Below are 19115 nucleotides of genomic sequence, written 5' to 3'. Positions count from 1 at the left end.
TTGATGTTCAAAAAATTTCAATCAAATTATATCTCACATAGAGCAAGTAAATAAGCACCTGTTCCCCACCACCATTCTCCAGTAGGCAATGCCTTGTAATAATCTGCATTACCTGGCCAAGTCCCATCCGAAGTCCCAATAAGTCTATTTTTTGAGTCAATAAATTTTGACATACCTACTTCGCATTTCTCTATTATTTTGTCATACTTATCTGAAATCAAATTCAATTTTTTTGAATTAACCAACCCATATAAAAACATAGCACTAGCTGAAGACTCTTCATAACTATTTTTATCATTAATAATTGTTCTCCAAACTCCATTTTTCGTCTGGTATTTTACTAGTTTGACAATAAAATCAGTTAATAATTCTTCAATAGATTTCTTATGTTTAGATTTCTTTGGAATATATTTAAGTAATTCACATAATGTCATAATTACCCAACCATTACCTCTAGCCCATGCTCCATCTGACCTTAGACCGCTTAAGTTTTGCTCACAATGAATATAAAATTCAGAGTTTTTATCTTTTAATATTGCCATATGAGCAGCTAATTGATAAATAGATTCTTCTATCCATTCATCATCATTCAAATAAGTTCCCAATTTTGCTAAAGCAACAGTACTATAATAAATTGTATCTATATAAATATGTGGTAAATCTATATTATGTAAAATTATACCACTACCATTCCTTAAAGACTTATCTAATATAAATGAATAAATATTCTCAGCAACTGAATTCAAAGTAAACTCATGTTCTGGAAATACAGTAGTTACTTCAGGGAATAAAAGAGCTAAACTCCATGAACCAACAAAATAGTTAGGATTAATGCCAGATGTTATATGATAGTTTAACCATTTCTTTAAATAGTTATATGAAGATTTATTCCCAGTTTTTAGATATGCAGATAATAACCCATAAGCTAAAAGTGATTGTCCCCAGTCGGTATTCATAGATTCTGGTCTATTTCGACTACAATAAGAATCACAAATATTATTAATCAATTCTACTTTTAAAATTTTCTTCATGAATCAAAAAGATAGTTGCTTAGAAAAAATTAGATCATTTATTTTTAACTAATCTTCGCGTCGTTTACTTTTAGCTTTAAAAACTAAAGTTAAAGGAACGCCATTAAAACCGAACTGTTCTCTGATAATCCTTTCCAAAAATCTTTTATAACTTTCAGGCATAAGTTCTGGAAAGTTAGTATATAATAAAAAAACAGGTGGAGTTGCTTGAGGTTGTTGAGCAAATTTTATAGTTAAATCATTCCCTTTCACTGAAGGAGGTGGCTGCATTTTAATTGCCTCTAATAATACTTCATTTAATTTGCTAGTAGAAATACGCTTATTTCTTTCAGCATTAACAATTTTTGCAGTATCAATTATCTTTGTTACTCTTTGTTTAGTTTTTGCCGAAATAAAAATTACAGGTACATGGCTGAAAGTTGGGATCATATCATAAATTGAATCAACAAAATGTTTTGAAGTCATAGTTTCTTTTTCAACTAAGTCCCATTTGTTAACTGCAATAACTAGACCTTTACGAGCATCTGCTGCTTCTGTTATCACATTTATGTCTTGGCGTTCAAGCCCTTGATCTGCATCAATTACAATAACAGCTATATCACTTCTTTCAATTGCTCTGGTTGTTCTAAAAGTACTAAAAAGTTCAACTGAATGTCTAATCTGTTTTTTCTTTCTAAGCCCTGCTGTATCTATTAAAACAATTTCCTCACCATAATATTTAATTGTTGTGTCATTCGCATCACGAGTTGTTCCAGCAATTGGAGTTACAATAAATCTTTCTTCTCCAATAAGTGAATTTGCAATTGAACTTTTCCCAACATTTGGTCTGCCTATCAAAGCAATTTTAAGTTTTGAATCAACTTCTTCATCAGTTAATGGAAAATCAACTGTAGCTGCATCTAATAAATCACCAGTTCTTCTACCACTTAAAGCAGAAACTGATAAAGGTTCTCCTAATCCTAGTTCATAAAAAGAAACAGCCTCTTGTTCTCTTAATACATTATCACACTTATTGACTACCAATAAAACTTTCTTTCCAGAACTATGCAAAGTTCTTCCGATTTCAATATCAATACCAGATAAGCCCTCTGAACCATCAACAACAAATAATATTGTATCTGCTTCTTCAATTGCAAGTTGAGCTTGTTCACGAATTGCTTTCTCGAATGTATCATCTGAATTAGGAACTATTCCTCCTGTATCAACCACAGAGAAAATTTTACCACCCCACTCTGCATCAGCATAATGCCTGTCTCTAGTTACACCAGATATTGATTCTACTATTGCTTCACGACGACCTATAAGTCGATTAAAAAGCGTTGACTTTCCTACGTTAGGTCTGCCAACAATTGCGACGATTGATTTCATATTTTGCAAAACTACGAAAGATAATTTTAAACTTATTCTTATTCATGTTTTAGTAATTCTTTAATATTGAAATAAAATTATTTCAATGAAAAAAATTACATTATTTATTACTATAATATTATTAGTACAAATTAATTTTAAGTTAACTTCGGCAGGAGAATTAAATTCACTTTGGGATAGATATGATAATGCAAATATTATTGTTGAAGTGCAATTTAGAGTTACTATAACTGAGAAAGAAAAAAGAAAATTTTTAAAAATTAAGAGTATAAACTTTAAACAAAATTGGATTAAATCCATAATGAATTCTGGTAAAATTGTAGATGTACTAAAATCGAAAAACAATGATTTGACCCCCTTTACTTTACCTACAAATTTGATTATTTTACCTTCAAGTAAATGTTGGAAAAATATACTTAGACTTCAAACTTTTAAAGCTATATATTTTTTCGATAATAAGATAATGCCTATAATTGGTGTTGAGCAGGGAAGGGGACATTATTTAAGCATCAACCCAAATTATGATAAATTAATTCAAGCTATTAAAATAACATCAGATAGAATTAAAGGAAATAATAATGAATTACTTAAAAAGGAATTTGAAGGACATAATGATATTCAAAGTGACAAAATAATTCCAAAAGAGACTAGTAATTTATATTTAAAATACTTGACAATTAACTATTTCAAGAAATACAAAAAGGAGTTAAATGTACCTTTTATTGAAATTGAAGATCCAACAATTAAACAAATAAATTGTGATTAAAAAAATGTATTATTTTTCAATTCAGATTAACGATAACATACCATTTATAAATTGTTATTTCTAATTTGTTCAAAAAAAACTCCTGAACAAATTATACATTAAAAGATATTATTTTAATGATAAAATTATTCAGGAGAATTCAAAACAAACTATATTTAAGAATTTGCTCTTATTTTAATTAATCTTCATCATCATCATGATGTTGAGCTGCAGCAACAACTTTTGATTCTACATCTCTTGGAACTTCTTCATAATGGCTAAAATTTCTTGAATAGCTTCCACGTCCTTGTGTTAAAGACCTTAACCTAGAAGCATACCCGTTCAATTCAGCCAAAGGAATATGAGCTCTTATTAATTGAGAAGTTCCTTTTTCATCCATACCTAAAATTCTACCTCTATGAGATGACAAATCACCCATAATTTCACCCATAGATTCTGGAGGTGTAACAATTAAAATCTCCCATATAGGTTCCATTAAATATGGTTTAGCCTCTTTAATACCCTGTTTTAAACAATTTTTACCAGCAGTTCTAAAGGCATTTTCATTGGAATCAACTGAATGCATTTTCCCATCAAACAATACAACTCTTACATTTGAAACAGGGCAAGCAGCCATTGGTCCTTGATTCATAACTTCCATAATTCCTTTTTTAACTGCTGGAACAAATCGAGCATCTATAGCCCCACCAACAATAGAATTTATAAAGTGCAATTTTCCGCCCCAAGGTAATTCTTCAAATTCTTCACCCCTAACATGATACTGACCTGGTACAGGTTTGCCTTCTTCATAAGGTTCAATATGTAAGTGAACCTCTCCGAATTGACCAGCTCCTCCAGTCTGTTTTCTGTGTCTGTAACTAGTTTGAATTGAAGATCTAATTGCTTCTCTATAAGGAATTTTTGGGGATTTAGTTTCAACTTCAACATTATATCTAGCCTTAAGCCTTTGAATCAATACCTCAAGTTGAAGCTCTCCCAAGCCACTTATTAATGTCTCATTCGTCTCCATATTTACATTGACCCAGAAAGTAGGATCTTCGTTATGTAATTGATGTAAACCCTCAGCAATTTTTGCTTCATCACCCTTGCCTTTCATAATAACAGATAAATCTACAATAGGGCTTGGGTAAACTGTAGGGGCAAGCTTGATAGAATAATTTTTAGAAGTTAAAGTATCATTAGTATGAACTTTCTTTAATTTAACTAATGCACCAATATCACCATTATTAAGGTTATGTACTTCTTTTCGGTTTTTCCCATTTATAGAAAATATTTGATGAATTCTTTCCATACTATTATTAGAATTATTAACCATATCTAAACCGGAATGAATTGATCCGCTATAAACTCTAAAAAAAGATAACTCTCCAACATGATGTTCATTAATAGTTTTAAAAATAAATATTGTTGGTTCATCAGGCATAATACCTTCTTGTGAAGGTTTCTCAATTGGGCTTGGGCAATCTTCAACAATAAAATCCATTAATGGAGTAACTCCAATATTATCAGTAGAAGAAACCACAAACACAGGGAATATTTTTCTTTTTCTAAGTGCAGATTTAAGTCCTTTATCAATCTCAGAATCAGTAAGAGTACCATTTTCAAAAAAAGTATTCATAATTGATTCATCGCTTTCAGCAAGAGTTTCCATGAGTGCTTCACGTAAAGCTAATACTTTATCTTTAACAGAATCTGGAATATCTTTTTCATCATTGTGGGTACCACTTTTATCTAAAGCAAATCTCATTGTTTTTAATGATAGCAAATTTACAGCACCAACAAAATTTTGCCCTTCATAAACAGGGTATTCTAAAGGTATAATATCTCTAGAAAAGTGATTTCGTAAATAATCTAAAGACTCTTGAAAGTGAGCTTGATCTAAATCAGCTTTAGTTAAAGCAAAAATAACAGGCATGTTCATTTCTTCTGCTGCTTCCCATGCAATATCAGCACCATATCCAACACCTGTTGATTCATCAACTGTTAGCAACATAGTTTCAGCAACATGAGAACCAGATTTTACATCACCCAAAAAGTCTGTTAATCCAGGTGTATCAATTATATTGATTTTATGGTTATTCCAGCTGCAATTAAGTAATGATAATGTTAATGAATGTTGACGTGAAATTTCATCGGGATGGAAATCTGATTGAGTTGATCCTTCCGCGATTGACCCAATTCTGGAGATTTCATTTGTTGTATAAAGCATTGCTTCAGCAAGTGTAGATTTCCCAGAGCCACTATGTCCAGTTAAAACAATGTTGCGGATTTTGTCTGAAGAATAGTCTGTCATATTGAATACTGTTTAAGTTATTAAAAAAAATATTTTTAAAGCATTTAAAGAAAGAATTTTATAAAAAAAATGAAAACATTAGGTTACTAAAATAGTAATAGTTTGATGAAATTATTCTTCAAATTAGAAAATAATACTTGAAGTAAAGTAAAATGAAAAATCCTTAGATAATCTTTTTACATATTAAACTACTTTTATTAAAATTTATGAATTTTAAAAAAAATATCTCCCTTCTGATTTATCAAAAGGGAGATAAAAGAAAATATAAATTTAAAATGAAAAATATAAATTTAAACGGAATCTAAGAAAATTTCATTTTTAAGATTACCTAATAAATCAATTTCACATTCAACAACATCACCTGGTTTTAGCCACCAATTGTCTGTAATTTTAGAACCATTTAGTTCTAGAAAACATCCTGTACCAACCGTCCCAGAGCCAATAACATCTCCAGGATAAAGAGTTGTACCATAACTTGCACGTTCAATAATTTGAGCAAAAGTCCAAGTCATATCTTTAAGATTCCCTCTGGAAACTTCAGTTCCATTCACTCTAGTTACCATAGTCAAATCATATCTTTCACCCTTTTCACTTGGAATTCTCTTTTCTATCATTTCATCTCGAGTTAAAATATATGGTCCTATTGAGGTTGCAAAATCTTTTCCTTTTGCTGGTCCAAGACTCATTTTCATTTCTTCGAATTGAATTGTTCTAGCAGACCAATCGTTCATAATTGTATAGCCAAATACATAATCATCAGCATCTTCAGCTTTTATATTTCTACCTTCTTTTCCAATTACAATTGCACATTCAAGTTCAAAGTCAAGTTTATCAAGATGCAATGGCATAACTTCAACTTCGCCAGGACCAGTAACTGCATTATGGTTTGTAAAATAGAAAATAGGGAAAAGATCAAATTCTGGTATCATTTCAACTCCTCTGTTGCGTCTAGCTGCTTCTACGTGTTGTCTGAATGCATAGCCATCTCGCATTGAAGTTGGGTGAGGTATAGGTGCTAATAATTCAACTTCAGAAATAGGCTTTGATAATTCAGATGTTTCATCTTGATGATTTTCCATCCAAGATAAAACTTTATTTAAGAACTCCTTTGCTTCATCTCCCCCAAAAAGGAAATCATTAATAGAGGCTAAGTTCTCGAGTTTCATAAAGTCATCTGCTCCACCTGAAAGTTCGCAATAACTCTGACCTGCTAAAAATAAATTAACAATTTTATCATCTAGAATAATTCCTAAATATTGTTCATCATTCTCTTCAATAAATGTAACTAATTTCATTTTGATTTTTAAAATAAATTTTATATGTTCTATTTGTTCATTAAGTTTTATCATTAACATATTTCTAATTTCAAAATACATTAATGATTTATAAATTCAATCATTACTTTTTTTCTTTATTCCAAAAATTATAATATGTGTACTCTTCAAGTGCTTTGGAATATAAATGTAAAAATTCTACGCCTTGAGTAGGTTTCAATTTTTTGGCTTTAACACGTTTTCTAATAATAGATTCAATTTGTTTTTTTAAATCACTAGGAAAATATTGAACAATTCCAAGGGCTTCAACAACTTTTGTTCCACTGATATATTCTTCAATATAAAAATTATTAGGTTCATCACTATCAGCATATACATGAACTTCATTTACACGACCGAACAAATTGTGCATGTCTCCCAAAATATCTTGATAAGCACCCATTAAAAAGAAACCAAGGTAATAATCTTCGTTATCTATTAGCTTGTGTAATGGTAAATAATTTTGTTCCCCTTCTTCAGAAATAAATTTATCAACTTTACCATCTGAATCACAAGTTAAATCTACAATAGTTCCACGTTGAGTAGGCTTTTCATTAAGTCTGTGAATTGGCATTATTGGAAAAAGCTGACCAATTGCCCAATGATCTAATATGCTTTGAAATACTGAGAAGTCGCATAGATATTGATCAGTAAGATGTTCTTCAATATTATACAAATCAGCCGGCAAATAATCTCTATCTAAAGTATTAAGAACTTCATTCATTTTATTCATAGCAATCCAATATAACTGTTCAGCTTTTGCTTTATCTTCAAGTGACATATAACCAAGTGAAAATAACTGATCTGCTTCGGTTCTTTTTTCAACAGCATCATGATAAGCTTCTAACAATCTTGCTTTTCGTTGATTCTCACCTTTAATTGAGGTAATTGAATTTAAAGTTAAAATTACATCATTTAATTCTCTGACAGCAGGAACATCATTATTTGAAACAATAGGAATTTCAATTGCTTCATGTTTTTGAGTTTCTCCTAAAACACCCACAACAAGAACAGAATGATGAGCAGTTAAAGCTCTTCCGCTTTCAGTAACAATTATTGGGTGCACAACCTCCTCAATATCACAAATTTCTTTTATGGTATAAACAACTCCATTTACATATTCTTGAAGTGAGTAATTGATTGCTTGCTTTAAACCCGATTCTGGTGCATCATAATTAATACCAAGCCCACCCCCAACATCAAGATATTTGACACCCATACCAAGTTTATACAATTTGGCGTAAATTCTTGTAGCTTCTTTTACAGCACTTTTCATTGTTATTACATCTTGAATTTGAGATCCAATATGAAAATGTACTAACTTGAATGAGTCTTCTAAATTAAGTTCCTTAAGTTTATTTACAATCTTAACTGCATCACTAATTGAAACACCAAATTTTGAATCATCACCTCCAGACTCTGCCCAAATGCCACTTCCAGAAGTAGAAAGCCTGACTCTAACGCCAAATTGAGGCTGAATGCCAAGTTTTGAAGACTCTAAAATAATTTCTTCAAATTCTCTATACTTTTCAATAATTGGAATAACATTTTGGCCAAGTTGTTGCCCCATTAGTAACATTCTCATCATTGTTGAATCTTTGTATCCATTACATATCATGAGCATGTTATCGCGTTCTAAATAGGCTAAAGCAGCAACAAGTTCAGCTTTTGAACCACATTCTATTCCAAAATTATATGGTTCTCCTGCTTCTAAAATTTCACAAACAACTTCTTCGAGTTGATTTACTTTTATAGGGTAAACACCTTGGTAAATATTTGTATAATTAAATTCTTTTATTGCTTTTTTAAAACTTTCATTTAACTCAATTACTCTAGTATGTAATAAATCTTGAAACCTTATTAAACAAGGCAATTGAATTTTTCTTTTTTTTACTTCTTCAACAATGGAATGGATATCTATTTCAATTTTAGAGTTGTAAACTGGGCTGACAGCAATGTCTCCAGCTTTATTAATTGAAAAGTAAGGATGCCCCCAAGTATCTATACTATATAATTCAGTAGAATCCTGAATTGTCCATTTGTCATTTTGTTTCGAATTGTGTAAGCCATTCAAATTTTGGTTTTTTTTGGCTTTTGGTAATACTTTCTTTTTAACTACCGATTTTACGGATTTATTCATTAATTATTTAAATTTGTAAATAAAATTAAAATGTAACATTAAAGGTTATGTTCTAAATTACAATTGATATGAAAGTGTAAACTTAAATTTGTAAAAATTTTAAGCAAAATTAATGTAAGTTAAAATCATATTGAAAGTTTTTTAAAAATATGTTTTAGAATTAGAATCAATAATAAATTATCATATTAAAAAATGTTAATATTATCAAATATTAACTATTGATATTTTTTTTCAATCTTAAGGAGTTGGATACAACACATACCGAGCTTAATGCCATTGCAGCACCAGCTATCATAGGGTTAAGCAGACCTAACACTGCTAATGGAATTCCAATTATATTATAAATAAATGCCCAGAATAAATTTTGTTTTATTATTCGCATTGTTCTTCTTGAAAGTTTTATAAGCAATGGAATTTTATCTAGTGAACCACCAAGAATGCTAATCTGAGCAGTTTGCATAGCAATTTCAGTCCCTGTAGCCATTGCAATTCCAACGTCTGCTACAGCCAAAGCAGGAGCATCGTTAATTCCATCTCCTACCATTGCAATAATTTTATCTTGGGTTTTAAGTGCTATTACTTTATCACTTTTTTCGTTTGGAAGAACTTCAGATGCAAATTTTTTAATATCTAACTCCAGTGCAACCTTTTCAGCTGATTCAAATGAATCTCCGGTTAACATTGCAATATCATTACCTAACATTTTTATTTCATTCAAAATTTCTTTAGCATTTGATTTTACAACATCTGTCATTGCAACTGCTCCACTTAAAATACCTGATATTTCAATCCAGATTACACTTGACTGAGGAGGGGCATCATATCTGAATTCAGAAGGAAAAAGCTCTACACCACCAGATTTTTTGTTTAATTCTATAGCATTTAAAAGTTTTTCAACTGCCTTGCTTCTATCTAACCAGTCACGCCTTCCAACGAAAACATTTTCATTGTTTACTAAAGCTCTAACTCCAACTCCAGTTTCACTATTAAAATTTGTAGTTTCAAAAAAAGGTAAATTTTTTTCTTTTACAAAATTTACTAAAGCAACAGCTAAAGGATGCTCTGAATGCTGTTCAGCAGATGCAGCATAACTCATAGTCTCATCAAAAGTTAAGTTGCCAAACGATTGAGCGTCAATAACTTGAGGTTTCCCAATTGTAAGAGTTCCAGTTTTGTCAAAAACAAACAAGTTAACTTTCCCAATTTTTTCTAAAGCAACTGCATCTTTGATAAGAATTCCATTTTTAGCAGCATTGCCAGATGAAGTAATTACAGCAGTAGGTACTGCCAATCCCATTGCACATGGGCATGCAATAACTAAAACAGAAATTGCATTTAATAATGAGTAAGCCAAGTTTACACTTGTAAAATAATACCAATAAAAAAAAGTTCCTAAAGCAATTAACAAAACAATAGGGACAAAAACACTTGCAATTTTATCTGCAATTCTTTGAACAGGGGGTTTTGAAGATTGTGCTTGTTTTACAGTTTTAATTATTCCAGCTAGTAAGGTTTTATTGATTTCAGCGGTTGCCCTGAACAAAAAAGAACCAGTTGAATTAATGCTTCCTCCAATCACTTTATCATTTACAACTTTATCTTTTGGTAATGGCTCTCCATTAATCATAGATTCATCAATAGAAGAAAACCCACTTACAATAATTCCATCAGTTGGAACAACTTCGCCTGGTTTAACAAACAATATATCATCTGGTAAAACAAATTCCATGGGAACATCTGAAAATTCATTTTCACCAATTTTTTTGTGTGCAATTTTAGGTTTTAATTTAATTAAATCTTTTATTGCATCTGCAGAACTGTGAGTAGCACGGGCTTCGAGCCATCTTCCCAATAGTACTAAACATATTACCACAGAAGAACTCTCATAATAAATATCATGCAAAGTGAGTGATGAAATATCTAGGGAAGTAATTAAATAACCACCTTTGATAAGTAAAGTAAAAGTACTAAAAACAAACGCTGCCCCAGTCCCAATTGCAACAAGTGTATTCATATCAACTGAAAGATGTAATAATCCTTTAATTGAGGTTGTAAAAAATATTCTTCCAGGAAAAATAATAATAAACAATGTTAATACAGCTTGAGAAATTATAATTTCTTTCTGATAGTACATAAAGAAATCCATAAAACTTGGAATTATCATTGGTAACATTGCAGAAAAAAATACTAATGTTGCAGGAATCAATGATAAATAAAATCTTTTTTCAGCAATAACTAAATGATTGTTAGCAGCAGATTCTAACTTATAGTCATCTTCAATTAAAATAGAATTATAACCAATTTTTTTTATTTTATCATTAATCGAATCATATATTGTATCATTCGAAGTAATTACATTTGCACTATGATTAGCAAGATTAACAGAAACATCTATAACCCCATTAATTGAACGAATTGCATTCTCAACACGAACAACACAACTACTGCAGGTCATTCCATCAATTGAAAAAGTATAATTTGTATTGCCCATATTCATATTTACAAAAATAAGGAATTTGTTTTATAGTTCATTTTAATGTATTTACTTAAGTTAGTTATTATTATATACACTGGTTTTATTCCAATCTTATAAATTAAGTTTTTAAATTGAGATATTTTTTATTTTTTCTTCTAATTTCTTTCAATTCTTGTATTGATACAGCTAAAGAAGAGGCTAGAAAATTAAACAATCAAGCAATGGATTCACTTGATATTAATCCAGACGAATCAATGGCTTTAACAGATAGTTCATTATCACTTGATTCAACAAACACAGCTGTTTATTTTAATAGAGTTGGAATTTTTATGAGCAAAGGAGATTATCCAAAAGCTTTAAAAGAATTATTATCAATTGAAAAATACGAGCCAACAAATGCTGAAGCAATTGTATTTGAAGGGTTATTATACGAAATGACTGGAAATAAAGAAATGGCTAATTCTAAGTATAATAAAGGGGTAGAAATTTCTCAAATAAGAATTAAAAAAATGAGTTCCAACCAAGATAATTATAAATTCTATTCAACTATGTGTGGGGTTTATTTGATTCTTTCTGGAAAAGAGATTCAAGGTAAAAACTTGATTAAAAATGTGTTGAAAATAGATTCTAATTATGTTATTGCAAAAGAATTTTACAACAAATCAGTTGAAGAAATTAAATTAAAAATGCTTCACAATCCTAGTTCTAATTAATCAATTGATTTATTCTTTAAAATTAATTCTGCAACTATAAAATCAATTGGGTATGTAATTTTTATATTTGAAGATTCACCGAGAGTAATAAATATTTTTCCTCCGTTGGCTTCAACTAAAGATGCATCGTCAGTTCCTAAATATTCGTCCTTCAATGCTTTATTATATGCGGCTTTAAGAACCTCAACTTTAAACCCTTGAGGGGTTTGTGTTGCTCTAAGCTCATCCCTTTTTAAAGTTTCTATTGACAAACCATTAACAACTTTTTTTATAGTGTCAGCAGGAATTAAACCAGGTGATGCACCATCATAAATAGATGCTTTATTAATTACTTCAAGAATTAATTCTTTGGATGGGTTTGGTCTGGCAGCATCATGAACCAACACAATAGAACATTTTTCATCAAGAGAATTTATGGCATTAGCAATTGAATACTGACGTTCAGAACCACCTATAACATATTTAATACTTTGGAAATATATTTTATATTGCTCCAACCAATCTTCAATAAAAATTAACCACTCACTATCAACAGATATAATTACTTCATCAACAATACCAATAAATGCCGCAACAGTATGAGCAATTACAGGTAAACCATGAATTTGAACAAATTGTTTTGGAATTGTACTTCCAGTACGTTTTCCAATTCCAGCAGATGGAATGATTAATGAAATCAATTTAATGACTGAAAATTAGATAAAAAATTAATTATAAATTAAGCAAATTTAAATAACTAAATATTTAAAATTAAAACTTAATACTTAAATTTAAATCAATTTGTTAATCAGAGATTTGAATCTTAAGGTATGAAGTATAGCTGCAATCATAAGCCCAAATGTAAGACCTAACCAGTAACCAAATCCACCAAATTTAAAGTGTATTGCTAACAAATAACCTAATGGCAAACCAATCAACCAATAGGAAATTAGATTAGTAATCATTGGTCTTTGAGTATCCTTAAGTCCTCTTGAAGCACCAACTGAAGTTACTTGAATACCATCAAATATTTGAAATCCACCAGCAATAATTAATAAGCTAGAAGAATATTTTATTACTTCAAGATCAGTTGAATAAAGAGCAACAATGTCTTTTGAAAAAAGAAAAAAAGATAATGCTGTAAGGAACATAAAACCTGTCCCAAGAGAAATACCAACCCAACCTGATAATTTAGCAGAGTGAGGTTCATCCCTACCTATTGCATGTCCAACTCTTGTTGAAGTTGCAATAGAAATACCCCAAGGCACCATAAAAGTTAAGGCTGCAACATTTATGGCAATTTGATGAGAAGCTAAAGGAACCGTACCTAACCTGCCCATTAACAAGTTAACAAAATTAAACACACCATACTCAAGGCTGGCTGAAATTGCAATTGGCAAACCAAGTTTTAACAAAGTAATTATATTGGTATAATTTGGAATTAAAATGTACTTTCTGAAATTATAGATTTGAAATTCTTTATTAAATGAAACAATAAAGAAACAAATAATTAACTCCATAGTTACTGCAGTTGAGAATGCATAACCACAACCAATAATACCATATTTGTTGAACCCAAATTTACCAGTTACTAAAATATATGCAGTTATAGAATTAGTTAAAAAGCCAGAGAAAGCAATAATCATTGTTAATCTTGATTTACCTAACCCCAAAATAAATGACCTAAGAACTGAATAGAACATCCCTGAGAATATTCCAAAACTCCCTGCAAAAATATATTGTGATGCAAGTTTAGCTGTAGCCAAATTTTGCCCTGAATAAATTAAAATATTTTCTGAGTATCTTAAAATAACAAATCCAATAACTGAAAGTAAAATTGCAACCCAAAATCCTTGAGCTGTAGATTCCTCAATTTCAATTTTTCTGTTTGCACCAAAGGCTTGAGCAACAATAGGTACGATTCCTGAAATTGTAGAAAATCCAAATACTAAAAAAAAGAATAATAAAGAAGAACCAATACCTAAAGCACCAAGACTCTCTTTATTTATTCTACCAGCTAATAAAACAGCTACAACACCTGCACCCATACTTGCTAGATTATCTGCAACTACTGGCAATGCAAGTTTTGTCATCGCTTTAATTTCAGAGAAAATTTTTAATCTCATTCTTTACGCATTTAGTTGTCAAAAATATAGAATATTAAATTCATTTAAGATGTATAACAATATAAGTTGTGAATTCATATTGATAATAAACTGTTAGATAAACACAATAATAATCTTAAAAACAATTAATTTGGAAAATCAGTGTAACTTTAAGTGTTATTTTTGTGTCTTGAATAACTGAATAGTCTGCCTAATGTTTTATTCACTTGAATTTCAAAATTAATCTTTTACAAATATATTTATTCACAAATTGATGAATTCTAAAATTACAACTAAATTATTTTTTCCTTTGCTAATGCTAATTGGGTTTTTATTATTAAATAATTACTCTTCAGCTCAAACTTCAGCTCCTGATGAATTTTCAATGGGAAAATATTTTATAATTGCAATACCAGATACTACAGTTGCAAATATTGCAGATACAAATTCTAAAAGTGGTCAAACTGATGAGGCTGCAATTTACATTTACTCACAAGTGAATAATAAGGTTAAAGTAATAACACCAGGAGGAGGTCAAGTTAGGAATTATCAGATTGATGCAAAAAAATTCCAACAAGTTGATATGATGACTGGGATTGCTAAAGTAGCTAATCCAATAACTATACTTAGTGGAGTTAAGAGCATGGCAGCATTAAGGGTAGAGGCTGAGTTCCCTGTTATTGTTTATGTATATGTTTCTACCAAACATGGATCCGAAATGTATACAGCATTACCTGTTGAAGCATGGGGATTTGATTATTTTGCTGCAACAACACCGTCTGAGGTTGTTGTTAATACTGCTTTCGTAACAAACCCTAAGGATGCAACAACAACAATTGGATTTAATTTATCTGGAGCACCTGCTGAAGTTCTAATTATGGCTGCTCATGATAACACTATAGTTAGTTTTACCCCAAAATGTCCATTAGATCCTGAGCCGGAAGAAGGATACGTTATAACATTGAATGCTGATGAAGTATTTCAATTTACTGCTAAAGTAGATACAACAATTTCAGGATTTGGTGGAAATACATATGACTTAGCTGGAACAAGAATAACAGCATCCAAACCAGTTGGAGTAGTATCTGGAAATTCTAGAGGTAGAGTATTTTCAGATCAAGCTGGTGCAACAACGGGTAATAGTTGTAAAAATTTAATGATTGAATCACTTACTCCTATAGATGAAAACGGAACTAAATTTGTATACATGCCAACATTTGATGACAAAGTTCCAACTGGTGCAGCATTAGAAAGAGGTAAAAGACAAAACGAAATTGTTCGTGCTTATGGCACTACTCCTAACAAAACTACAAAAGTTACTATAGCTCCTGTCAATGGTACAGGTTCACCTCAAGTTTTATCTGTTGATTATGGTTCTGTTACACCATTAGTTGCAATGAATTTTATTCCTACTCAGGCTCGATATATGAAAACTGATTTGCCTTCTCAGTTAGTAATGAATTCAATTGGAGTATATGATGGTAAGCAGGGAGCCAGACCACCAAGAGGAAGCACTGATCCTGGTTCAGCACGCAAGACTCAAGAAGCGGATACTAGATCTCCATATAGTGTAAATTTAGTTCCAAGAGAACAATGGATATCTTTTGCTCCTTTTGTAAGCCCAGCAACATCTGTTGGAGATTATGTGCATAGAATTAATGTTGTATCAGATACTTCAAGCAACGGTAAAATTAAATTAGATAACGGACAGATTGTATTGTTAAACAGAGTAATACCTGGAACATCTTTGGCTTGGGGTTCTTCTGTTGTTAATCAAGGGTTCCATTATGTATATTCAACTAATGGAGCTAAGTTTTTTGCATTTGCATACGGATTAGCACCAGGTGAAGAAGTTTATGCACCGGCTGGTGCTACAGGACCTGGTGGTGGAGGAGCTACTGCACCAGATGAATATGATGAGTTTATAGCTTTATCTTATGGTTACCCATTAGCTCCAATGAGATATGCGTTTAGAAGAGAAGATACTCTTAATAAAAGATTTAGGGATTCAACTAATTTAACTTATGGAGATTCATTATCAAAAAGAATGGGAGATTCTATTATCTTTAATGATACTATGAATTGTAGCGAATTAACAACAAGAATGTTTGTTGTTAATACAGGTGCTGATTTAACTTATGTTGGTTTGAGATCTATTGAATTAATCAATTCTGTTAATTCAATTGTAAAATTTGTAAATCCTTCAAAACTTATAGATATTCCAGGCTCTATTGAAGCAACAATTAAAGTTACTCCAATTGATGCTACAAAAGATGCATCTGGTACTTTATTAATTAAAGATAGAAGTGGAAAAGTTTGGAAGAAACCTTATTTATATCAAAAAGTGTATGTTGATTTTGCTCCTACTAAATTAGATTTTGGTATTGTATCTTATGGTCAGCCTTCCTTAGCTAAAGATGTTATAATAACAAATCCTTTACAAAAAGATGTAAGTGTAAATTCAATAAAATTCAGAAAAGCAAATTTAGGCTTTAAGTTTGTGAACCTACCAACTTTGCCTAAAGTATTAAAACCAGCAGAACAAATGGTAGTTCAAGTGATTATTGATCCAGCATTTCAAAATAAAGATTTAGTTGATTCAATTGTAATTGATGGAGGTTGTGCAATTGTAAGTATGCCATTAACAGCAAGCACATTAAGAACTTGTATATTTGTTGAAGACTTGGATTTTGGACCTATGCAAGTTGGTCAAACAAGAAATTCGTATGTTAGAATATGCTGTCGAGAAGGTATTTTGAGATTTGATAATCCACTTATAACTGAAATAGTAACTTTGTTAAATAAAAATTTCATTCTAAATCCAGTTGAAATTGCATCATTAAAAACTAAAGTACTTCAAAGAGATGAATGTTTTAATCTATCTGTAAAATTTGTTGCAACAAAACCAGGTGAGGAAATTACAACAATAAGAGTATTTTCTAACGCTAACGGTTGTATAAAGGATACTGCTACTATTAGAGCCTATGTTGCAGAGCCAGGCAAAGCAGGACCAAAAATATCAGGACATGATTTTGGACAACGATGGGTTGTAAACACTGCTTTATGTACAAAGGATTCAATTCAACAATATGATACTCTAATATGGATTTATAATGAAGGAACAGCTCCTTTTAAGGTAAAACTTATTGAATTAATTGGTACAGATGCTGATAATGGAATTTTTGTTCTAGGTACTGGTCCTTCAGTAACACCTGGTACTGAAGTATTTGATGGTGATCCAGAAGCAACTAGAAGGTATCTTAAAATATTATTCAAGCCAATTGCTGAGAAAAAGTATAAATGTACAGCAAGATTAACTACTGATTCTGGAGTAGTAAAAGAGTCTGTTATTGAAGGTGAAGGAATTGAATCTCATATTGATGTAACTGACTTAGATTTTGGTAAAGTTCAATATAAAGGAGTAGGTTATAACGAAGTAGTTATTGTGACTGCAAAACCAACAAGAAGGCTTACTATAACAGATGTTGTTATTTTAAATAATCCAGATAAAGTTTTTTCATTAGCGCCTGGTTATGTTAAACCTACAAAAAATAAACCAATTATATTAGAACCTGGTGAAATTCATAATGTTGCAATTCAATTTAAAGGTAGAGATGCAGGTAAGTTTACTGGAACAGTTTGTATTGTTGCTGACCATACAACTTGTGAAGATTCTTGTGGAACTTTAAATGCACAGATTTCAGATACTATTGATGTACCTCCTGCTGAATATAAATTTAATATTACAGACTTAACTTACCAACCAATTTTAACATGTTTGAGTGATACTAATTATGTGGTTGTAACTAATATTGGTAAAACAAATGTTTTGGTTAAAAATGCAGTACTTGCTTCAACTAAAACTGAATTTGTGGTTGATAATTCAAATCTTCCAAAATTATTAGCCCCTGGCGTACAGGTTAGAATTAAAGTAATTTTCTCACCTTTTTCACCTGGAATTTATACAGATAAGTTAATTGTTACTGTATTAGATGAATCTGGACAGAAGGTTGTTGGATCACTCAATTCAAATTTAGTTGGAACAGGAGTTGAAGTTGCAGCAACAACTAGTATGAAAAGTAACTATGATTCAAAACCATGGGGTAATATATCAATTCCAATTTCTTTAGATAAATCTATTGATGAAGCAAAGCTTACAAGTTTAACTGTAAAAGTTAACTATGAACTTAATACAATTGTTTTAACTAATGGAAGTGAAGACAGAAAAAATTCACTTGTTGAAAATACAATTTTAAGAGGTTGGGATGTAAATGTTAAATCAGATATTAAAGGTGTTAATGGTGGTCAGTTTGAAGTTGTTCTAAGTGCCCCAGTTGGATCAGGTAAATTCTTAGAAGGTTCAGGTCAAATTCTAGATATGGATTTTGGATTGTTCTTAGGTGCAAAAAGTACTGATAAAATTTCTTATACTGTTACTCCTTCAGGTAATAATTGCATTATGTTTAGTGGCAATACTTCATTAGTTTCAGTTGATACAGTTTGCGGATCTAGAATTAGATTGATTGATATTACTTCTAGTACTTATGCTCTCAAACAAAATTCTCCGAATCCATTTAATCCTACAACTGATATTGAATTTAGTTTAGGTTTAGATGGTCAAACTAGAATAGAAATTTATAATATGAAAGGAGAAAAAGTAACAACTGTACTAGACCAGTTTATGAATCCAGGTACTTATAAAGTAACTTGGGATGCAACTGCCTTCCCATCTGGAATGTATTATTATAGACTTTCTTCAGGAGTTTGGAGTGAAACAAATACACTGATATTGCAAAAATAATTTATTCATCACGAACTTTGAATAATGTGATGTTGTATTAATTTATTATAAAAAGGTCAGGTATTTTTAATACCTGACCTTTTTTATTTTTGTATTTGCTATGAATTATAAATGATGTAAGTTAGTTTAT

11 protein-coding genes are annotated in these 19115 nt (G+C 30.6%); 3 read left to right on the top strand and 8 right to left on the bottom strand.

What is annotated here, in order from left to right; translation table 11 throughout:
• Positions 1-26: 26 nt before the first annotated feature.
• Together IPP08_10530 and der are read right to left on the bottom strand one after the other, a co-directional pair.
• Entirely contained in the window at positions 27-1031 is a 1005-nt protein-coding gene (locus tag IPP08_10530; GenBank protein ID QQS66191.1) for a glycoside hydrolase family 88 protein, read from the bottom strand.
• Between the two features lie 48 nt (positions 1032-1079).
• Entirely contained in the window at positions 1080-2399 is a 1320-nt protein-coding gene (der, locus tag IPP08_10525; GenBank protein QQS66190.1) for a ribosome biogenesis GTPase Der, read from the bottom strand.
• A gap of 85 nt (positions 2400-2484) precedes the next feature.
• Between der and IPP08_10520 the strand changes: the two genes are divergently transcribed.
• Positions 2485-3165, top strand: a complete 681-nt coding sequence (locus IPP08_10520) for a hypothetical protein (GenBank protein QQS66189.1) — start codon at positions 2485-2487, stop codon at positions 3163-3165.
• 178 nt (positions 3166-3343) lie between these two features.
• Here the strand turns inward: IPP08_10520 and IPP08_10515 are convergent, their stop codons facing one another.
• The 4 genes from IPP08_10515 to IPP08_10500 all read right to left on the bottom strand — a co-directional run bounded on the left by IPP08_10515 (position 3344) and on the right by IPP08_10500 (position 11402).
• Positions 3344-5458: an elongation factor G gene (locus IPP08_10515; GenBank protein ID QQS66188.1), complete on the bottom strand. Its 2115-nt coding sequence runs from the start codon at positions 5456-5458 to the stop codon at positions 3344-3346.
• Between the two features lie 290 nt (positions 5459-5748).
• The gene (locus tag IPP08_10510) at positions 5749-6753 is read right to left on the bottom strand and encodes a fumarylacetoacetate hydrolase family protein (protein QQS66187.1); all 1005 of its coding nucleotides are present in this window, start codon (positions 6751-6753) and stop codon (positions 5749-5751) included.
• A 103-nt stretch (positions 6754-6856) separates the two neighbouring features.
• Positions 6857-8911, bottom strand: coding sequence for a biosynthetic arginine decarboxylase (gene speA / locus IPP08_10505; GenBank protein QQS66186.1), 2055 nt, complete (start codon positions 8909-8911; stop codon positions 6857-6859).
• 211 nt (positions 8912-9122) lie between these two features.
• Entirely contained in the window at positions 9123-11402 is a 2280-nt protein-coding gene (locus IPP08_10500) for a copper-translocating P-type ATPase (GenBank protein ID QQS66185.1), read from the bottom strand.
• A 116-nt stretch (positions 11403-11518) separates the two neighbouring features.
• On the opposite strand from IPP08_10500, the gene IPP08_10495 reads away from it, so the two are divergent.
• Positions 11519-12100, top strand: coding sequence for a hypothetical protein (locus IPP08_10495; GenBank protein QQS66184.1), 582 nt, complete (start codon positions 11519-11521; stop codon positions 12098-12100).
• Here the strand turns inward: IPP08_10495 and ispD are convergent.
• Entirely contained in the window at positions 12097-12780 is a 684-nt protein-coding gene (ispD, locus tag IPP08_10490; GenBank protein QQS66183.1) for a 2-C-methyl-D-erythritol 4-phosphate cytidylyltransferase, read from the bottom strand. The genes IPP08_10495 and ispD overlap by 4 nt on opposite strands.
• 90 nt (positions 12781-12870) lie before the next feature.
• On the bottom strand, positions 12871-14205 hold the full coding sequence (locus IPP08_10485) for an MATE family efflux transporter (protein QQS66182.1): 1335 nt from the start codon (positions 14203-14205) through the stop codon (positions 12871-12873).
• Between the two features lie 253 nt (positions 14206-14458).
• On the opposite strand from IPP08_10485, the gene IPP08_10480 reads away from it, so the two are divergent.
• Positions 14459-18985, top strand: coding sequence for a T9SS type A sorting domain-containing protein (locus tag IPP08_10480; GenBank protein ID QQS66181.1), 4527 nt, complete (start codon positions 14459-14461; stop codon positions 18983-18985).
• The last annotated feature ends 130 nt before the right edge of the window (positions 18986-19115 follow it).

Source organism: Chlorobiota bacterium (assembly GCA_016700335.1).
GTDB lineage: Bacteria > Bacteroidota > Ignavibacteria > OLB7 > OLB7.
The sequence above is the reverse complement of the archived record's forward strand: the minus strand, read 5'-3'. Positions and strand labels throughout refer to the sequence as shown.